Here is a 20,140-nt window from a genome sequence, read left to right on the forward strand (position 1 = left end):
CCATCCACATCCAACACTAACCGAAACACTCCTTGGTGCTTTTGAAGGTAATTGGGCTATACATATTTGAAATAAAAATTGAGAAAGGGGTAAAAATATGAAAAAATATTCAAAAACTCATGAATGGATATTGGTAAATAATGGGATTGGAATAATTGGTATTTCAAAAAGGGCAGCGGAAGATTTAGGAGATGTAACTTATGTTGATCTTCCAGAAGTAGGAAAAGTTATAGAAAAAGGTGAGCAATTATGTACGATTGAATCTGTAAAAGCTGCAAGTAGTGTATATGCACCTGTTAGTGGAAAGATTATTGAAGTTAATGAAAAGCTTGATACAACCCCAGAATTAATAAGTGATTCTGCAGAAGAAGAAGGCTGGATTGCAAAGATAGAAATTAGTGATGAAAGCGAGTTAGAAGATTTAATGACAGAAGAAGAGTATGAGAAATTATAACATTAATTGAAAATAAAGGCGCTCTTCTGTTTAAAAAAGAGCGCCTTTATTTTTGTATGAAAATTTTTACTTCACCTGCTTTTTCTGAAATTTTTGCAAGCACTTTTGAACCCATCTTTGAGACGGAAATAGGGATCCTTTCTGCAGATAATGGGTAATCCACAATTACTAGTAATATTTTCCCTTCCTCTAATGTTTCAAGCATTTTTCTTGTTTTTATATCAGGGACAGGACAGATTTCTCCTCTTACATCTAGAACATAATCTGGATTTAAATTGTTAGGACTTTTTGCAAAAAAGCATTCTTTTAAGCTGGAACAATCAATAACATGTTCACCATTAATTTCGTTTAAAAACTCGATAGCATTTTCAATTAATTGAAATACTTTGGTTGATGAAAAATCAAAGTACTCAATGCCCTTAACTCTTTTTGATTTTAAAATTCCTATATTTTTTAATTGAACAAGGTGTCTATAAATGGTTGAGAGATCTTTGTTTAATCTATTTGCTATTTCAGAAGCAGTTAGATTGTTGTCAAAAATGGTTATTAGTATTTCAAGTTTAGTCTGACTTGAGAATATTTTAAAGAGATTTTGAAGAGTTAATTTATTTTTCAAGACAATCCCTCCTTGCATAATTATTTTATCATATATATAAAATATTATAGACATATGAAAAAATAGTGTGGTATACTTAAATAAAATATACTAAAAAAACTCAAAGGAGGTATTTTCTTGTTTTTTGAAAGACCTGATGATGATAAGAACTTTGATGTGATTGTTGTTGGTGCAGGACATGCTGGAATTGAAGCGGCACTTTCAACTGCAAGGCTTGGGCTTAGAACGCTGTTATTAACTACCAATCTTGATAACGTAGGTTGGGCGCCATGTAATCCTGCAATAGGAGGCCCTGCAAAGGGTATTGTAGTGCGTGAGATAGATGCACTTGGTGGGGAAATGGCAAAGACAACAGATGAAACTATGATAAATGTTAGGATGTTAAATACTGGTAAAGGCCCCGCTGTAAGGGCCTTAAGGGCTCAAATAGATAAGTTTGAGTATTCAAAGATTATGAAAAATAAGCTTCAAACTCAAGAAAATTTAATACTCAGATATGGAGTTGTAGAAAAGGTATTGGTAGAAAGCGGAAAAGTAAAAGGTGTTGTGGATTCTTTTGGTATAGATTATTACGCTAAAGCAGTAGTACTTACTACAGGAACATTTTTACGCGGTAAAATATTTATTGGCAGAGATACTATGGAAGCAGGAAGAATGGGAGATCTTCCTGCAAAAGGTTTGAGTAAATCTTTGTTAGAACTTGGTTTTAAGCTTTCAAGATTCAAAACTGGCACTCCAGCAAGAGTTTTAAAAAGCAGTATTGATTTTTCAAAGATGATTCGCCAGGATACGGATGATGAGCCTAGGGCTTTTTCTTATTTTAGTGAACCTAAGGTTTTACCAAAGGATCATCCATGTTGGCTTACCCATACAAATCAACAGACTCATAAGATAATAAGGGATTATCTTGTTTATTCACCACTGTATGGAGATGTTAAATTAATTCAAAGCGTTGGACCAAGGTATTGCCCTTCGATTGAGGATAAGGTCGTAAAGTTTAACAGGGATTCGCATCAAGTTTTTGTTGAGCCAGAAGGAAGAAACTCTCAAGAATTTTATTTAAATGGTTTATCTACCAGCCTTCCGTATGCAGCACAGGTAAAAATGCTTAGAACTGTACCTGGTCTTGAAAACGTAGTTATTGTAAGGCCTGCATACGCAATCGAATATGATTACATTGACCCGACACAATTGTTTCAAACACTTGAATCAAAAATAGTGGAAGGTCTTTATTTTGCAGGCCAGATTAATGGAACAAGTGGTTATGAAGAAGCGGCAGGTCAAGGTTTAATTGCTGGAATTAATGCAGCGATGAAAATTTTAGGAGAAGAGCCATTGATTTTAAAAAGATCCGAAAGCTATATTGGAATACTCATAGATGATCTAACTACAAAGGGTGTTGATGAGCCGTACAGACTTTTAACCTCTCGTGCTGAATATAGGCTTTTACTGCGCCATGATAACGCACATTTAAGACTTGCAAAGTATGGCTATAGAGTGGGTTTGATTCCAAAATGGTTCTATGAAAAGGTAATTAATCTTGAAAAACAGATCCAATATCAAATAGAAAGGCTTAAGAATGTCAAAGTTCCAGCATCAGATATTGTAAATGATAGACTTGTAGAATTAGGATCAACTCCTCTAAAAGAAGGAACAAAGTTGTATAATCTATTGAAAAGACCTGAAATTGAGTATGGACATGTAAAAGAGTTTGATAGTGAGCCTATTGAAGATAGAGAACTTTTAGAACAGATAGAGATATTGATAAAGTATGAAGGATATATTGAAAAGATGCTTGAGGATGTTAAAGTTTTTGAGGAATATGAATCGGTTGATATTTCTAAAATAAATTTTGATAAAGTTCCAAATCTTTCAACTGAAGCAAGAGAAAAGCTAAAAAAGATTTTACCTAGATCTATTGGTCAAGCAATGAGAATACCTGGAGTTACACCTTCTGATATAGCCAATATAATAAGCTATATTGAAAAATGAACCTCCAGTTTGGAGGTTCTTATTTTAATATTCTACTCTATTTCTTCCACTTTCTTTGGCTTTGTATAATTTTTCGTCAACTAAAATTAGTAAATCTTTTATATGTTCATGGTTTTCTACAGAGTCTACTCCAATGCTGACGGTAATTCTTATGTCTTTTGGAAAACTTTCTTTTTCAATAGTTTTTCTGATTTTTTCAGCCACTTCTATTGCTTGCTCTAAATCCGTTTCAGAAAGTAAGATTAAAAATTCTTCTCCACCCCATCTTGATGCTATATCTGTTTTTCTAATATTTTTAACTAGTATTTTTGCCAATTTTTTGAGTACTTCATCACCAACCATATGTCCGTATGTATCGTTTATTTTTTTGAATTTGTCAATATCTACCATTAAAAGAGAAAAAGGTCTACCATATCTTTTAAAGTTATAATAATGTTTTCTTATTTCCTCGTTCATTTTATGCCTGTTGTAAAGATCAGTTAGTTGATCTCTTTCAGATAAATACTTTAATTTCTTATTTAGTTCCATTAATTCCAGGTTTTTCTTGTAAAGTTCTTTTTCTGTAAGTTTTTCAACTTCATTTGCAATTATACCTATTTCATTGTCGGGATATTTGAATTGATCTTTTATAAAAATTCCATTTGCGATCTTTTGGATTCTTTCTTTAAGGTATGAAATTGGAGAAATAATTTTTCCATATAAAGAAAGACTAAACCATATTCCAAAAATAATTGAGGTGATTATAACCGCTGATGTTGGAAAAATTAAACTGTTAATAATTTTTGAAATTATCTCATCTTTGTTTACTACTGTAACAACGGTCCATCCTAAAAAGTTTAAATTTGTAAAGTATGCTATCTTATTATCTTTATATAGCCTATATTCAAAATAGCCTTCATTATTTGAAAGGTCAAAGTCTTTTCCAACTAATTCTTTAATAGTTTTTGAGATATATTCTTTGTTTGGATGAAATATTATTTCTTGACTTTTATTTAGAATATAACTATATAGAGAATCAAAATTATTATCTTTTTTATTTATAATCTCATTTATTTTACTAACAGAAGTATCTATTGCTACAACTCCTGTTAAATTCCCCTCCTTATCGTGTAAAGCCTTTCCTATAGAAACAAGCCATTCTCGGCTTTTAATTTCTTTATATGGAATACCATTTGATATATGTGGATAAGATTTAACAGCAGCTATATACCACGGTCTTACTTTGGGGTCAAAACCTTCTGGTGGGGTATAGTTATATATTAAAATGCTTCCATCTTCATACCCAGAGTATAAATAATTTATGTCAGAATCAACATCCTGAATTTTTTTGTAAAGGCTTATAATTTCTTCCTTTTCTATGTTATTTAATTTATATCCGTTTACAACATTTTCTAAGGAGCTTAGAAAATCTAAAGTAATATAAAACTTTTTAAAATAACTTTCTACAAAAAAAGAAACTGCTTTGTTTTTTTGATAAATTAATTCTTTTAATTGTTTTGTTTCTACCTTGTAAAGTGTATATGTTAATAGCACACCAAATAATATTGTGAAAGATAGAATAAGAAATAACGATATAAAGAAAAACTGCTTTTTTAAGCTTTTCATAATATATCCCCCAACTTTTTTATTTTTTTTAATTATATCATGAGAATAACTTTTGTAGAAAAATTAACTTGATTTAAAAAAGTTAGAATGATATAATTTTTTTGTGTTTAAAAAATTAAATTTTGTGGGGGGATCTAAATGAAATTACCTGTTTTAAAAATTGGGAATTTAATATCAAAGCTTCCAATAATTCAAGGTGGTATGAGTGTTGGAATTTCACTTTCAAGTCTTGCAAGTGCAGTTGCAAACGAAGGTGGAATAGGGGTTATTGGAGCTGCTGGTATAGGGATGTTTGAGGATGATTTTGATACAAATTACAGACAAGCAAATATTAGGGCACTTAGAAAGGAAATAAGAAAAGCTAGAAAACTTTCAGATGGGATAATAGGTGTTAACATAATGGTTGCATTGTCAGATTTTTCTGAATTGATAAAGGCTTCAATTGAAGAACACATAGATATTATTTTTATGGGCGCAGGTCTTGCGTTGGACATACCTGCAAAGGAAATAAAAGAGTCTGGTGTAAAGATAGTACCTATAGTTTCTTCAAAAAGGGCTGCAAGTTTAATTATAAAATACTGGAAGAAACATTATGGTATACTGCCAGATGCAATTGTTGTTGAAGGGCCAAAGGCAGGGGGACATCTTGGATTTAAAAAAGAGCAGATATTTGACCCTGACTATTCACTAGAAAAGATATTAAAAGAGGTTGTAAAAGAAATTAATGTGTATGAAAAAAAGTATGGTAAAAAAATACCAGTAATCGCAGCAGGTGGGATTTACAGTGGTGGAGATATATATAAATTTTTAAAATTGGGAGCAGATGGTGTTCAGATGGCAACAAGATTTGTTGCAACAAAGGAATGTGATGCCTCAGAAGAATTTAAAAAGATGTATGTAAATTGCAAGAAAGAGGACATTACAATAATAGATAGCCCAGTGGGACTTCCAGGGCGAGCTATAAAGAATAAATTTATTGAAGATGTAGAAAAGGGTGGAAAAAAGCCAATAAAATGCTCTTGGAAGTGCTTAAAAACATGTGATTTTAAAAAAGTACCGTATTGTATTGCAAAAGCACTTACCAATGCAAAGCTTGGTTTTTTAAAAGAAGGTTTTGCTTTTGCTGGTGAAAATGCATATAAAGTAAAAGAAATTATAACTGTAAAGGAGTTAATAAACAGGATAAAAAAGGAATTTTCAGATGCACAATTTGCCTTTTAACCCTTTACAGATCCAGAAAGAAGCCCTCTTATAAAGTACTTTCCAAGTAAAATGTAAACAACGAGTGTTGGAAGGGCAGTAATAAGTGCTCCGGCCATTTGCACATTCCATTCTACAACCTGGCTTCCTGCCAGGTTTACTAAAGCTACGGTTATAGGCTGTTTTGCAGGATTACTTGTAACAGTTACTGCAAATAAAAATTCATTCCATATGTTTGTAAACTGCCATATTATAACTACAACAAAGGCAGGTATTGAGATAGGAAATAATACTTTTGAGTAGGTTTTAAAAAAACCTGCACCATCCATATACGCTGCTTCTATAAGTTCGTTTGGAACTTCACTGTAGTAATTTCTAAAAATCAGAGAGGTTATAGGTATACCGTAAACAACATGGACGATTATCAATCCAGTTATTGTTCCATAAAGGTTAACTTTTTGAAGAAAACGAATCAATGGAAACAATACGCTTTGGTATGGAATAAACATTCCAAAAAGGATAATTGCAAAGATTATATTCACACCTTTAAATTTTACCTTTGAAAATACATAGCCGTTTAATGAGCCAAGAAGAGCAGAAACAATTGTAGCGGGGATTGTTAAATAAAAACTATTTTTAAGGTTTGGAGAAAGTTTATTAAATGCTTTTATAAGACCGCTTAAAGACCAGCTTTTTGGCAATTTCCACATATCAGAAATTCCAATTTCGCTTAAAGGTTTAAAACTTGTTGCAAGCAGTACATAAAGAGGGGTAATAATATATATAGCTATTATTATTAGAAAAAAATATGAAAAGAACTTTTTCATCTTCTTTCACCTCTCAAGTTTGTTGCAAGATATGGAATAATAACTACTGCAACAAAACATAACATAATTATAGCGATTGCTGAGCCCATTGCGTATCTATTGCTTCTAAAGGTTAATTCAAACATGTAGATAGCTGGAACATCAGTAACAAAGTTTGGTCCACTACCTGTCATTGAAAATACCAAATCAAAAATTTTCAAAGATATATGTCCAAGAATAATCATTGCACTCAAAGTAATTGGTGTTAAAAGTGGCATTTTAATCTTCCAAAAAATTTTCCATTCTGATGCCCCGTCAACTCTTGCAGCTTCTATAATATCTTCAGAAATACCTCTTAGTCCTGCAAGATACATTGCCATTGTATAACCTGAAAGTTGCCAGATAGCAGCTATAATTACTGGTATCAGTGCGACGTTGAATTTTCCAATTGAATGTGTACTTGTGTACCAACCCCACATAAGTTTTTCAAGTCCAAGTTTTGAAAGTAAAAGATTTAATCCTTGTGGATTTTGAGGTATATTACCTGGTGCAAAAATCCAGCTCCATACAGTTCCAGTTACAACAAAAGAAATTGCCATTGGAAATAGAAAGAGGTTTTGGAAAAATCTGGAGCCTTTTAATCCTTTATCTACAAGAATTGCCATGATTATACCAAGTGCGATTGTTCCAAGTAAGAAAAATAGAGTAAAAAAGAAGGTATTCCAAAGATCCGTTTGAAATCTGCTATCTTGAAAAAGCCTAATATAGTTTCTTAGGCCAACAAATTTGTATTGTCCCCTTAAAAGTGCAGAAAAACTATTCCAATTTGAAAAAGACGTTCTAACAGTCCAGCCTATAAATCCATAAACAAATATGGCAATCGCAATTATGGAAGGTGTAATAACTAAGAGTCCAATAAAAAGGTTCTTTTTTCTCACACTCTCACCTCAAAATAACGGGGCAAGATGCCCCGTTTGTTTTAATCTGTTAGATATCCATTATCTTCTGCAATCCAGAGTATTTCTTTGAATGTTTGATTTACATTTTGCTCTGTGACAAATATATTTATTGCATCCATGAGAGCTGTGGCAAATGATTCTGGAGCAGCTGAACCATGTATTATGGAAGGACAGATTGCTTTTGTAGAAAAGTCATTCATTGACCATTTTAGATATACGTCGTATTTTGACTTATCTGCATCAATTCTTGCAGGTATTGATCCTTTAATTGGATTAAATGTGTCTTGAGCCTCAACTGTTGCAAGGAACTTTAACCACTTTATAGCATTTTCTCTATGAGGAGCATTTTTTGGCAATCCGAAGGTGTCTGAAACTAGCATGAATGCATCTTGAGTACCAGGAAGTGCAAACCATCCAAAGTCAACTCCAGGCTTCCATCCAAGTGTCTTTAGATATCCTTCTGCCCAGTCGCCCATCATGTTGCAGAATGCCTTTCCCTCAAAAACCATTCTTGTTGCATCTTGCCAAGTTAGAGCGGAATGGTCTGAATTTACATATGCAAGAATGTCTTTTAGAATTGAAAGAGCTTGTTTTATAGCTGGATCATTGAATGATGCTTCACCTTTCCACAATTTGTTGTATTTTTCTGGCCCAAGTTCTGCAAGCATTATGCTTTCAAAAAGATGAAGTGATGTCCATTTGTTTTTGTCACCAAGTGCTATACCAACGTATCCCATTTTCTTAGCTTTATCAAGGTATGTCAAAAATTCTGGCCATGTTGTAGGCTCTTTTGTCATTCCTATTTCTTTTGCAATTTTTTTGTTGTAGAAAACAACATTTGCTCTGTGAACGTTCACGGGAACGGAATAAACTTCACCTTTGTAACTAACGATTTCTATAAGGTCTTTTGGAAACTTGTCATATGCACCTGTTTCTTTTAAAAGCCAAGTAATTGGTTCCATGAGTCCTGGAATTACGTAAGTATCTGTAAGTTCCATACCAGCGTGAACTTGGAAGGAATCTGGAGGATTTCCTCCTAGCATTCTGGTTTTTAACACTGCCTTTGCGTTAGTACCGGCTCCACCAGCAACTGCTGCGTTGATAATTTGAATGTCTGGATAGTATTTGTTGAAGAGATCGAACAAAGCAAGTAAACCTTCTTCTTCACCGCCACCTGTCCACCAACTAAATATTTCTAAAGCGTTTTCTGTAGCAAAGATACTAAGTGATAAAATTATTGCAAAGGCTATTATGAGAATCTTTTTCATCACTTTCACCTCCCCATTTTTTCTGGTTAATATCATTTTAACACATTTGTATGAAAATATTTTTGAGTAGATTTTCAAAGAATGAAAGAGTATTACCCAGTATTTTTAATATATTTTATGATATACAAAAATATGCTAAAATTTCGTTGAGAGAGGTGAAAAAGTATGGTATTTATTTTTTTAAATATTTTTCTTGGAGCGCTTCTTGCAAATTCAATAGCACCACTTATGCCTGTTTTTCAGGAAAAATTGAATGCGACAGTTGCTTTTTCTACTTTTATTCCAGTGGTTAACACAGCCGGCACTACAATTTTTTCATTTATTATTTCATTTTTTATAAATAAACTAGGATTAAAAAAGACTCACTTTATTGGTCATTTGTTTTTGCTGAGTTCATTGTTGATACTTTCATTCTTAGAAAGTTTAAAATTCATACTTCTTGGAGTTTTTCTTTTGGGAGCAGGGCTTTCTATTATTTTTACATCTTCCACGACTTTTCTTAGTCACTTTAAAGATCCAAAATTTGGAATTGTCCATGGTTTTTTTGGTCTTGGAGGAATATTATCACCGATGTTTGTTTCGCTATTTTTAAAAAGTGGGATATCATATAAGTATCTTTATTTGATTTACCTTTCTTTTGTTATTTTTCTTTTTATCTGGAATATGAAAATGAAATTTCCTGATATCAAGATTAATGAAGGTTCTTTTTCAAGCTCAAAGCCATATTTAAAGCCTCTTTTTTATATAACCGTACTTTCTTTGTTCTTTTATTCGGCTAGTGAAATAAGCACCGCTACTTGGGCACCTAACTTGTTTTTAAATTTTGGCTTTACAAAACAGCAAGCTGCATTATTTTTGAGTATTTTTTGGGGACTGTTTACTTTTTCACGTTTTTTAATGGATTTTCTCCTAAAATTTGTTAATTACAGGTTATATGTTTTAACGATAACTTCTTTATCTTTTATATTTCTATCTTTATTGATAGTTTTAAAAATACCCTTTTTGTTTTATCTTTTTGGTCTGTCAATGGGAGCGATTTTTCCATTGATACAAAGAAATGCTAATATAAAATTAGATAAGAGTGAAGTTGGTTTTTTAAATGGTATTACTTATTCTGCAACCGGTATAGGGTCACTTCTGTTCATTTCCCTTATGGGATACATTTCAAAATTTAGTATAAGGGCGATGTTTGTGGTACCAATAATTGGTTTGGCAGTTGTATTTTTACTTCAAAAAAATCTACGAGAATAAGAGGGTGGAAAATGAAACTTGCAATAGTTTGTGGGACAAGGCCAGAAGTTATTAAGGTTGCACCGGTTTATTTAAAAGCGAAAGAGATGGGAATTGATGTAAAATTAATTGCAACTGCACAGCATAGGCAGATGATGGATGTGATGCTTAATGTATTTTCCATCAAGCCAGATTATGATTTAGACGTAATGAGGGAAAATCAAACACTTAATTTGATTTCTTCTCGTATATTTTCTAGAATTGATGAAATTTTTGAAAGAGAAAAATTTGAATGGCTATTTGTTCAGGGAGATACTACAACTGCAATGACAAGTGCTATTGCAGCATTTAATAGAGGAATAAAGGTTGGACATATTGAGGCAGGTCTAAGAAGTAACAATTTAAAAGATCCGTTTCCTGAAGAGATGAATAGAAGAGTTATTGATCAAGTATCAGATCTAATGTTTGCTCCCACAAAAAAAGCATATGAAAATTTAAAAAAGGAAGGCTACGAAGATGAACGAATAAAAATAACAGGCAACACAGTTGTTGACGCACTGTTCTATGTAAAGAACAAATTTGACCTTGAAAAAATTAGAAAAAGTTTGGTTGATGTAAAAGAATACGTTCTTGTAACACTTCATAGAAGGGAAAATTGGGGAGAAAAGATGAAAAAAATATTGAGAGGTATAAAGAGGTTTTCAGTTGAGAAAGATATACCAATAGTGTTTCCGGTTCATTTAAATCCAAAGGTTAGGGAAGTAGTTAATCAAGAGCTGGGAGATTTTAAAAATGCAAAATTGTTAGATCCAGTAGGTTATGTTGAATTTTTGAGTTTGCTCTCTGGAGCAAAAATAGTAGCTTCTGATAGTGGAGGCATCCAGGAAGAAGCTCCAAGTTTTGGAAAATTTGTGGTTGTCTGCAGAAATACAACGGAAAGGCCGGAACTGATAGAAAGTGGATATGGAGTTCTTGCTGGCACTGAAGAAGAATCAGTCTATAAAAGTTTAATTGAAGGACTTGATAGAAAATTAGCGGTTGATAATCCATTCGGAGATGGAAAAGCATCGGAAAAAATACTATCTGCTGTGATATAATCATTTATGGGTGGTGAGACTGTATGGAGAGGATGTATGTTTTAATTGGAATTTCTGCAATCTTAATAGCAGGACTTTTATTCTTAATTTTTCCAAAAACAAGTGTTATAGAATTTTCCGGGGTTGTATTAAGAGAGATCCCGAAAAATTCTATAATTGTTGAAAAAGATCTTGCTGTAGCTGAGAGGATCAAAAAGTTATATGAAGAAGGTAATCTTTTCGTTTTTGAAGGTAGTGTGACATTACCTCAAAGAAATGAAAATGAAGCTTGGCAGCAGGCTGCAAATAAGGCAAGGCAAGAACTTGCATCATTTTTAGGTACCAAGATAACTTCTGATAGCTCTTTAAATGAAAAAATTTTTGGAGTAAGATCGGCTTTTGGATACGAGCAAGATGTGAGTGTGGTTGTTAATAATTTTGTTGTAAGTTCAAAGGTTATTGCAAAATGGAAAGTTCCTGTGAAAAATGGATTTTTTGAATACCACGTTCTTGTGTTTTATGATCCTGATTTGATCGAAAGTGTTAGTAAAAAACAGCAACAAAGTATGCAATTATACTTTGTTGTATACGATGTAAAAAAAGGTAGAGTTGTAAAAATTGAAAGAGTAGACGATATTGCACGCTACAAGGAAAAGTTTGAATTTGCTAGAAAAAATGGAAAAGTTGTTATATTTGAAGTGAGAAATAAAAAGATAATCGCAAAAAGCGATATTGAAGCTTTAAGAATTGTAAAAAATGCAAATTTTGAAGATGGAAGATACAGACTTTTATACGTCAAAAATGGTGATTATATCTATGCGTTTATTTTAAAGGGGGAATAACGTGGAACATCATATTTATGCGATATTAATTGGCTACTTTTTGGGAGCAATTCCTTTTAGCTTCCTAATTGGAAAGCTTAAAGGAATTGATATAAGGAAAGTTGGAAGTGGGAATGTCGGTGGTACTAATGTATTAAGAAGTGCAGGTGCCTTATACGGTGCACTTGCCTTTTTTCTTGATATTTTAAAGGGATATTTGGCTGTCATTTTTGTAAGTAGCTTTGGAATTAATGCAATGCTACTTTCTGGAAGTTTTGCAGTTTTTGGACATTGTTTTCCTATATATTTAAAATTTAAAGGTGGTAAAGGTGTTGCCACAACATTTGGTGTTTTTCTTGCAATAAATCCATGGAGCGGGTTGGTATTTTTTCTCATTTGGCTTTTAATAGTAATTTTTACAAAGTATGTTTCCCTTGGTTCTATAGTAGGTCTTTTAGGAGCATCAATTTTTACATTTTTTATCGGAAAAGATTATTGGGTGATTTTTCTTGCACTTGCCCTCTTTTCAACGCTTAGGCATAAGGAAAATATAAAAAGGCTTTTGAATGGAAATGAAAGAAAGACGGATGTTGTTAAATATTTTTTTGGAAAGGGGAAAAAAGATTGAAGAGATTAGTTCCACTTCTATATTTATTAGTTTCCGTTGTATCATTTTCTATTTTAACTGAAGAGCAAAGCAGGGCTTTTTTAAGTGAGGCTATAAAGCTTTGGAGCGAAGGAAAATATGCAGAGGCAAGTTTAAAAATGGATGATGCAATGACTGGAAGTATTTCTGCAAGAGAAATACCTTGGTTTTGGTATGTTAAAGCAAAGATAGATGTTTACAACGATCAAGTTGATGCAGCACGTGAGAATTTGAAAACACTTTTAACTATTACTAATATTCCAGAAATAATGGAACTGTATAAAAAGATAGAGGTTTTTAACTCCCCTGAAAATTTTGAGGTGAAAGAGTATAAACTAAAATTTGTAAATAGTGTTTCGGGGAAAGAGGGCCTTACAGAATATTTTTATTCCCCTGTAGGCCTTGCAGTATTCGGTGAAAAGGTTTATGTGATCGACAAAAAGAATAAAAGGCTTATAGTTTTAGACGATTTTAAAATGTCGAATATAATTAAACTTCCGTATAATCCAAGGAGTATAGCTGTAGATTCTTTTGGAAAAGTGTATATTTCATCGGAAGATTCTATATATACTCTAGAAAATCAGCAGCCAATCTATACAGGTTTAAAAAGTCCTATAATTGCCGGAGTTGATAGAGCTAATAGATTAGTTGTTGTCGATGCTTCAAAGATTTATATCTTTTCAGATAGAGTGATTGAAAAAAATCTTCCACTTCCAACAATTGCACTGGATTGTGATATTAATTATGAAAATTTGTATATATTAGATGCATTTTCGAATCAAATATTAGTGTATAATCTTTATACACTTGAACTAAAGGATAAAATAAAGTTAAAAGACAAAATTTGGAGTTTTGAAGTAACTCCTGCAGGTCAATTAATATATTTTGACGGAAATAAGATAATTGCAGGAGAAAGTGAATTTAAAATTAACTCAACTCCGATGTTTATTGAATATTCTTATCCACATCTTTTTGTAGTTGATTGGAAGAGTGATACGATTAATTGGTATTTATTAAAAGATGATCTTCCTATTTTTGTTAAAGTGGAAAGTTTTGAAACAAGTGATGCCACATTAACTGCACATGTGTGCCTTGAAAATTATTTTGGTGACGATATATACCTTGCTAAAGATTTTTTAAATATATATGAGGAAGATGTTAGAGAATTTGCTCAAATTGAAGGAGAACAAGATACGGTATATCCAACAACCGATATTTCAAAAAGTCTTTTAACGGATAGATTTCTTGGAAAAGTAATTGTAAAAAATGATAGGTGGAAATTTACGGGAGGAGCTCCAATTGAGTTTGAAAAGAGAGGAAAATTTAAATGGAAGATCACATACAATTATGCAAAAATATTTCCTTTACCACTTGTAAAGGTATCTGTAAAATTTGAAGTTGCAGATGAAAAATTTACAGATATATTTGTGTATACGGAGGAAGTTGTAAATGGAGGAGAAGCTAATAAAGGCGATTGAACTGTCAAAGCAGGGAAAATTTGATGAGGCTGAAAAAATTTACAGAGAACTTATAAAAGAAAATGTGCCTGAAGCGTATAATAACCTTGGAAATATATATAGAAGAAAAGGTTTGATTGCAAAGGCTATAGAGTACTACAAACAAGCTTTACAAATAAAGCCCGATTTTGCAGAATGCTACTTTAACATGGGTTGTGCATTCATGGAAATAGATAATTACTCTCTTGCAATATTTAACTTTGAAAAGGCTGAAAAGTTGGGATTTAATGATTTTGAGCTTAATGTGCAACTAGCATTATGTTATCTTGCAACTGGAAATAATAGAAAGGCACAAGAGAGAATGAAAGATGAAAAAGTTCGGCAGGAAGTTTTAAAATATATTGAGGGGTGAAACCATGGCTGAATTAGAACACTACCTTCGACCTTTATTTGATTATTGGTATTACTCATTGATTGCTGGTGTTTTTCTTCTCTTTGCTGCAAAATTTGTTGAAAAGTTATCTGTTGCAATATTTGGGTTTATAATTGGTATTAACATTTTATTTCCAGCGATAGTTGAAAGAGTTCCGCAAATTAAGGAATGGCTTTCGAATCCAACGTATTATCAAATTTCAATGGTTGTTTTTGGTGTTATTGCTGCTGCGGTTTTGTATGCAATATATAAATCTATAACATTTATCTTTGGATTTTTAATAGTTGGCGCCCTTGGTTATTATATAGCAAACTTTATAATTGGTTATTTTGGAATTACACTATCATTTGAGCCATTGTATTTATACGCAGGTGTTGCAATTGTTCTTGGAATTTTGGGTGGAATTGTAACTTATAAAAAGAGCGCAGAGGTCATAGGTATTTTATCTATTCTTGTAGGTGCTGGAACTATTTCTGCGGTTATAATTGGCTTTATTTTAAAAGGTGATTTTTCAAAAATAGATGAACCGCTCTTTTCTTCTGTAGCGATAGTTATTTTTCTAATTCTTGTAGTATTAGGATTTGTAATTAATTTTAAAAAGAAAAAAGAATAGTTTTTGGAGGTGAATTGTTTTGAGGCTTTCAATTAATTGGCTAAAAGATTTTGTAAATATTGAAAAGAGTGCAGAAGAGATTGCTGAAAAGCTTAGTTTAAGGGGGACAAATGTAGAAGAAATAATTAACCCTTTCGATGTTGAAGGAAAAATAGTTGTTGGAAAGGTAATAGATGTTGAAAAACATCCTAATGCAGATAAATTAATTGTATGTAAGGTTGATGTTGGTGATCAAATAAAAACGATTTTAACCGGAGACCTCAGTGTTTCCAAGGGAGATACAGTGCCAGTAGCACTTGAAGGTGCTAGGCTTTTTGATTTAAAAATTGTTCCAAGAAAGATGCGTGGAATATTGTCTGAAGGTATGATGTGCTCTCTTCAAGAGTTAGGTCTTGAAGAAAAATCAAGTGGGGTGTATAAGTTTAAGGAAGAAGTGCAGCCGGGGACGGATGTAATTGAATACTTTGGATTAAAAGACAAAGTACTTGATATAGAAATTACACCAAATAGACCTGATTGTCTCAGCGTTATAGGTATTGCAAGGGAAGTTTCTGCAATTTATGATGTTGATTTGAATTTGAAAATTAAGAATATAGAAGGGAAAGAAAAATTTCCAGTTGAAATTAAGATTGAAAGTGATGGGTGTTACAGGTATACTGCAAGGGTTATAAGGAATGTTACAGTAAAAGAAAGCCCTATGTGGCTTAAAAAAAGGCTAATTGCAGCTGGATTAAGACCAATAAACAACATTGTTGATATCACAAATTATGTAATGCTTGAAACTGGCCATCCAGTGCATGCTTTTGATTTGAAAAACGTTCCTAAGATAGTTGTAAAAGATGCAAAAGGCGGAGAAGAGGTACTACTTTTGGATGAAAACAAATACAAGCTTTTGGGTGGAGAAGTATTGATAACTGATGGTGAAAAGATATTAGCACTTGGTGGAGTAATGGGTGGGGAAGAATCAGGAGTAAAGGATGATACAAAAGATATTCTCCTTGAAGTTGCTATGTTCGATCCTGTTAGAATAAGAAAAACATCAAAAGCACACGGAATTATCACAGATTCTTCTTATAGATTTGAAAGAGGTGTAGATCCAAACGATGCAATATATGTTATAAATAGGCTTACAGAGCTTATTTTAGAACTTTCGGGTGGAACACCTACTGATATTCTAGATCTTTATCCAAGAAAGATTGATAGAACTGAGATCGATTTTGATTTTAATTTTACAAACAAGGTTGTTGGAGAAAATATTGAAGAAGATGTACAAAAAAAGATTCTAGGTAGATTAGGTTTTGAGGTAGAAGGTAATAAAGTATTTGTTCCAACGTATAGGTATTTTGATGTTACAAGACCTATCGATCTTGTAGAGGAGATTTCGAGAATATACGGGATGGAAAAGATAGAAAGTAAACCTTTTAGGATATTGATAAACAGCAATTCAAGAAGTAAAAATCAAAAGCTAAGATATAAATTAAAAGATGCATTAAAAGCGGAAGGCTTTTTGGAGGCAATGAATTTGTCTTTTGTATCAAATGATATAGTAGGCAAATGGAACTTTACCGGTTTTAGCGTAAGAATTTCAAATCCAATTAATGAAGAGATGGCTGTTATGAGACCATCGCTATTATATGGGCTTCTTGATTCTCTTTCGTATAATTACAAAAGGCAAAATAGAGATGTAAAGCTATTTGAAGTTGGGAAGGTATTTATTGAAGAAAACGGCCAACCTAAAGATGTTGAAAAATTAGCGTTTGTTGCAACTGGAAGGATTAATAAAAGAGATTATACAGATCAAAGAATGATCGACTTTTATACTTTTAAAGGGTACATTGAGAATTTGGCAGAGGAGTTCAACCTAAAATTTGAATTTGAGCCAGCAGAAGTTGAGGGATTTGTTCCTACAAGGTGTGCAAGGATTCTATTAAATGGCCAAGAAATAGGTGTTATGGGAATGCTCGATGATGAGATGATGGATAAATTCTACGATGTAAAAGATGAAGTTTATGCACTAGAAATATCGACTCAACCCTTGTATGAAAATTACGTGGAGGTTCCAGAATACAGGGAAAGTTCGCAATTTCCATCTGTAAGACGTGATGTTTCACTTCTTGTCCCAAATGACTTTTTGATGGGAAAAGTGATTGAAGGTCTTTATAAGTATAAATACGTTGAAGAAGCTGGTATATCTGATGTTTATACTGGAAAAGGAATAGAAGAAGGATACAAGAGCGTGACTGTTTATTGTGTGTTTAGAGCAGAAGATAAAACATTAAGTGAGGATGAGGTAAATAAGATCTGGGAAAAGATCAAGAAAGATTTGATATACAAATACCCATTGAAATTGAGATTTGAGGAGGTCTGATATGAAATCAGGATTTGTCGCACTTGCTGGAAAGCCAAATGTAGGAAAATCTTCTATTGTTAATGCGATAGTTGGCAAGAAAATTTTAATTGTTTCAGATAAACCGCAAACTACTAGAAATAGAATAAACGTTATACATACTACTGATGATTTTCAGATAATTTTCGTAGATACACCTGGAATACATAAGCCATTGTACAGGCTTGGAGAATACATGGTTAAGGCAGCAGTAAGTGCACTAAAAGGTGTTGATTTAATCTTGACCGTTGTGGATGCAAAAGAAGGAGTTGGAAAACCAGAAAGGTTTGTCTTTGATTATGTAAATCAATCAAAGACAAAAACTATAGGTGTAATAAATAAAATTGATCTTGTAGATGCTAAAAAGGTTGAGCAAATTTACAATGAAATAAAGAATAGTCTTGAAAATTGTGTGGGCATAGTAAAGACCTCTGCTGTAAGAGGTGAAGGAATAAAAGAACTTTTAGATCTAATTGTTGAAAACCTTGAAGAGGGACCTCAATACTATCCTGAAGATATGATAACTGATAGACCTCTATCTTTTATGGCATCTGAGATAATAAGGGAAAAGATTTTTCATCATACATACGAAGAGGTTCCACACTCTGTTGCTGTCATAATAGAAGAAATAAAAGAAAGAGATAATGGGGTATTGTATATACGTGCAAATATATACGTTGATAGAAATAGTCAGAAGGGAATTATTATTGGTCAAAAAGGAAATATGATAAAAACAATTGGCCAGGAGGCAAGAAAAGAAATAGAATATCTTGTTGGCGGAAAAGTTTTCCTTGATTTGCATGTAAAGGTGAAAAAAGATTGGCGTAATAAGGACTTTATTATATTAAATGAAATTGGAATGAGAGATGATTTAAAAGACTAAATATGAGGGTATGTATAATATATGATACTAAAAGAAGATCGACGGAGCTTTTTGCTAAGTGGATAAAAGAGGCTTTTGAGGAAAATAGTGCAGTTGTAGATGTCTTTAAGGTTAATGAATTCAATGGTGATTTTTCATATGATCTGTTTGTTGTTGGCTCTCCTATTTACTACGAAAAACCTTTAAAGAGCATAACTGATTTTCTACAAAAATATTCGGATAAATTAAGTACAAAAAAATTAGCTCTGTTCATAGTATGTATGGCTCAAATTTTTGGGAAAGCAGGTAAGGCATATATTGAAAAGCAATATCTAAAAGCACTTGAAAGCAAAGTAGAAAATCTAATGTTTAAAAGCGCGGTGTTTAAAGGATGGATTAAAAAGGTAAATTTAAAAGAGAAAAAAGAAGTTTTTGAATGGGTGAATAGTTTAATTGAAAAACTTGAAGGGGAGGTGTAAAAATATGCAAAATTTTGTGTTTTATAACCCAACAAAACTTGTTTTTGGAAAAAATACCGTCGAAAAGATAGGAGAATATTTAAAAAAGGATAACGTTAAAAAGGTCCTTCTTCTTGCAGGTGGGGGTTCTATTAAAAAGAATGGAGTATATGAAAAGGTAGTAAGATCACTTGTAGAAAATGGTGTTGAAAAGATTGAAGTTTGGGGAGTAAGACCTAATCCAGTATTGTCTAAGGTCAAGGAAGCAATTTCTGTTGCAAAAAATGAGAATGTGGATGCAATACTTGCGGTTGGTGGTGGTAGTGTAATAGATAGTGCAAAGGCGGTTGCTGCAGGTGTAAGATACGAAGGAGATGTTTGGGACTTTTATTCTGGAAAAGCAAAGGTAAAAGAAGCTATGCCTTTATATGCTATATTAACCCTTTCTGCAACGGGAACTGAAATGAATGGCAATTCTGTTGTAACAAACGAAGAAACACTTGAAAAATTTTCTTTTAGCTCAATTCACGTTTATCCAAAGGTTTCTGTGGTTGATCCAGAAGTTCAATATACTTTGCCACAAAATCAACTTGTAAATGGCGCCGTTGATGCTATATCACACGTTATGGAGTATTACTTTGATGGTGAAGAAGTTTCTTTAACGGATAGAATTGATGAAGGTATAATAAAGACTATAATGCAAACTACTGAAGTTTTGCTTGATGATCCTAAAAATTACGATGCCAGAGCTAATTTTGCCCTTTCTACTACCCTTGCTTTAAATGGAGTATCTGGCCTTGGACATAAAGGTGGAGATTGGTCATCTCATGCTATAGAACATGCTCTTAGCGCGCTAAATCCTGATGTAGCTCATGGCGCAGGACTTGCTGTAGTCTTTCCTGCATGGATGAAATATGTATATAGTCAAGCACCAGAAAGATTTGTCCAATTTGGCGAAAATATCTTTGGATTGAAAGATTGCAAACCCGAAGAAGCAATAAATGCACTAAGTGACTGGTATAAAAAAATAGGAGCTCCAACAACATTAAAGGAACTTGGCTTTAAGGAAGAAGATATTGAAAAATTAACCGAAATTGCATCAAAAATGGCTCCTATGGGTAAACTGAAAAAGCTTGAAAGAGATGATATTAAAAAGATATTAGAAATAGCATATTAAGGTTCCAGCAAGCGCTGGAACCTTTATTTATCGAAATAAAAGCAAAGAAGACTCCATCTTCTATAAGATGGAGATGAATTT

The 20,140-nt window shown here is 32.6% G+C and carries 19 protein-coding genes; 14 read left to right on the forward strand and 5 right to left on the reverse strand.

Going from position 1 to position 20,140, the window contains the following annotated elements:
• Positions 1–97: 97 nt before the first annotated feature.
• Positions 98–454: a glycine cleavage system protein GcvH gene (gene gcvH / locus OB7_RS09535; RefSeq protein WP_004100858.1), complete on the forward strand. Its 357-nt coding sequence runs from the start codon at positions 98–100 to the stop codon at positions 452–454.
• A gap of 46 nt (positions 455–500) precedes the next feature.
• Here gcvH and OB7_RS09540 read toward each other — a convergent pair whose 3' ends face one another.
• Entirely contained in the window at positions 501–1,070 is a 570-nt protein-coding gene (locus OB7_RS09540; RefSeq protein ID WP_114703166.1) for a sulfurtransferase TusA family protein, read from the reverse strand.
• A 117-nt stretch (positions 1,071–1,187) separates the two neighbouring features.
• Here OB7_RS09540 and mnmG point away from each other — a divergent pair, with 117 nt between their 5' ends.
• The gene (gene mnmG / locus OB7_RS09545) at positions 1,188–3,062 is read left to right on the forward strand and encodes a tRNA uridine-5-carboxymethylaminomethyl(34) synthesis enzyme MnmG (RefSeq protein WP_114703167.1); all 1,875 of its coding nucleotides are present in this window, start codon (positions 1,188–1,190) and stop codon (positions 3,060–3,062) included.
• Between the two features lie 24 nt (positions 3,063–3,086).
• Here mnmG and OB7_RS09550 read toward each other — a convergent pair whose 3' ends face one another.
• Positions 3,087–4,667, reverse strand: coding sequence for a sensor domain-containing diguanylate cyclase (locus OB7_RS09550; protein WP_114703168.1), 1,581 nt, complete (start codon positions 4,665–4,667; stop codon positions 3,087–3,089).
• A 138-nt stretch (positions 4,668–4,805) separates the two neighbouring features.
• On the opposite strand from OB7_RS09550, the gene OB7_RS09555 reads away from it, so the two are divergent.
• Positions 4,806–5,888 (forward strand): NAD(P)H-dependent flavin oxidoreductase, encoded by a 1,083-nt coding sequence (locus OB7_RS09555; RefSeq protein WP_004100850.1) that lies wholly within the window; start codon positions 4,806–4,808, stop codon positions 5,886–5,888.
• Here the strand turns inward: OB7_RS09555 and OB7_RS09560 are convergent.
• Genes OB7_RS09560 through OB7_RS09570 form a run of 3 tightly spaced genes read right to left on the reverse strand, consistent with a single transcriptional unit; the run spans position 5,885 to position 8,900 of the window.
• Entirely contained in the window at positions 5,885–6,694 is an 810-nt protein-coding gene (locus OB7_RS09560) for a carbohydrate ABC transporter permease (protein WP_114703169.1), read from the reverse strand. The two genes, OB7_RS09555 and OB7_RS09560, sit on opposite strands and share 4 nt — an antisense overlap.
• Positions 6,691–7,611 carry a carbohydrate ABC transporter permease gene (locus OB7_RS09565; protein ID WP_004100848.1) on the reverse strand — a complete coding sequence of 307 codons (921 nt, stop codon included), beginning with the start codon at positions 7,609–7,611 and terminating at the stop codon, positions 6,691–6,693. Before OB7_RS09565 ends, OB7_RS09560 begins: the two co-directional genes overlap by 4 nt.
• 41 nt (positions 7,612–7,652) lie before the next feature.
• Positions 7,653–8,900, reverse strand: coding sequence for an ABC transporter substrate-binding protein (locus tag OB7_RS09570; protein ID WP_004100845.1), 1,248 nt, complete (start codon positions 8,898–8,900; stop codon positions 7,653–7,655).
• 165 nt (positions 8,901–9,065) lie between these two features.
• On the opposite strand from OB7_RS09570, the gene OB7_RS09575 reads away from it, so the two are divergent.
• Genes OB7_RS09575 through OB7_RS09625 form a run of 11 tightly spaced genes read left to right on the forward strand, consistent with a single transcriptional unit; the run spans position 9,066 to position 20,059 of the window.
• Entirely contained in the window at positions 9,066–10,151 is a 1,086-nt protein-coding gene (locus OB7_RS09575; protein WP_004100840.1) for an MFS transporter, read from the forward strand.
• A gap of 11 nt (positions 10,152–10,162) precedes the next feature.
• Entirely contained in the window at positions 10,163–11,227 is a 1,065-nt protein-coding gene (wecB, locus tag OB7_RS09580) for a non-hydrolyzing UDP-N-acetylglucosamine 2-epimerase (RefSeq protein WP_004100838.1), read from the forward strand.
• Between the two features lie 23 nt (positions 11,228–11,250).
• The gene (locus tag OB7_RS09585) at positions 11,251–12,048 is read left to right on the forward strand and encodes a hypothetical protein (protein WP_004100837.1); all 798 of its coding nucleotides are present in this window, start codon (positions 11,251–11,253) and stop codon (positions 12,046–12,048) included.
• Position 12,049: 1 nt separating this feature from the next.
• Positions 12,050–12,655 (forward strand): glycerol-3-phosphate 1-O-acyltransferase PlsY, encoded by a 606-nt coding sequence (gene plsY, locus OB7_RS09590; protein ID WP_004100835.1) that lies wholly within the window; start codon positions 12,050–12,052, stop codon positions 12,653–12,655.
• Positions 12,652–14,151: an NHL repeat-containing protein gene (locus OB7_RS09595; protein ID WP_004100832.1), complete on the forward strand. Its 1,500-nt coding sequence runs from the start codon at positions 12,652–12,654 to the stop codon at positions 14,149–14,151. The genes plsY and OB7_RS09595 overlap by 4 nt, the downstream gene beginning before the upstream one ends.
• On the forward strand, positions 14,123–14,542 hold the full coding sequence (locus OB7_RS09600; RefSeq protein ID WP_004100827.1) for a tetratricopeptide repeat protein: 420 nt from the start codon (positions 14,123–14,125) through the stop codon (positions 14,540–14,542). Before OB7_RS09595 ends, OB7_RS09600 begins: the two co-directional genes overlap by 29 nt.
• 4 nt (positions 14,543–14,546) lie before the next feature.
• Positions 14,547–15,176 carry a hypothetical protein gene (locus OB7_RS09605; protein ID WP_114703170.1) on the forward strand — a complete coding sequence of 210 codons (630 nt, stop codon included), beginning with the start codon at positions 14,547–14,549 and terminating at the stop codon, positions 15,174–15,176.
• Positions 15,177–15,195: 19 nt separating this feature from the next.
• Positions 15,196–17,544, forward strand: a complete 2,349-nt coding sequence (pheT, locus tag OB7_RS09610) for a phenylalanine--tRNA ligase subunit beta (RefSeq protein WP_114703171.1) — start codon at positions 15,196–15,198, stop codon at positions 17,542–17,544.
• Between the two features lies 1 nt (position 17,545).
• Positions 17,546–18,445 (forward strand): GTPase Era, encoded by a 900-nt coding sequence (gene era / locus OB7_RS09615; RefSeq protein ID WP_004100821.1) that lies wholly within the window; start codon positions 17,546–17,548, stop codon positions 18,443–18,445.
• Between the two features lie 2 nt (positions 18,446–18,447).
• Positions 18,448–18,903: a flavodoxin domain-containing protein gene (locus OB7_RS09620; RefSeq protein ID WP_012579885.1), complete on the forward strand. Its 456-nt coding sequence runs from the start codon at positions 18,448–18,450 to the stop codon at positions 18,901–18,903.
• A 4-nt stretch (positions 18,904–18,907) separates the two neighbouring features.
• Positions 18,908–20,059 (forward strand): iron-containing alcohol dehydrogenase, encoded by a 1,152-nt coding sequence (locus OB7_RS09625; RefSeq protein WP_004100815.1) that lies wholly within the window; start codon positions 18,908–18,910, stop codon positions 20,057–20,059.
• Positions 20,060–20,140: the final 81 nt, after the last annotated feature.

The sequence above is a fragment of the Thermosipho africanus Ob7 genome (genome assembly GCF_003351105.1).
In the GTDB taxonomy this organism is placed as follows: Bacteria; Thermotogota; Thermotogae; order Thermotogales; family Fervidobacteriaceae; genus Thermosipho; species Thermosipho africanus.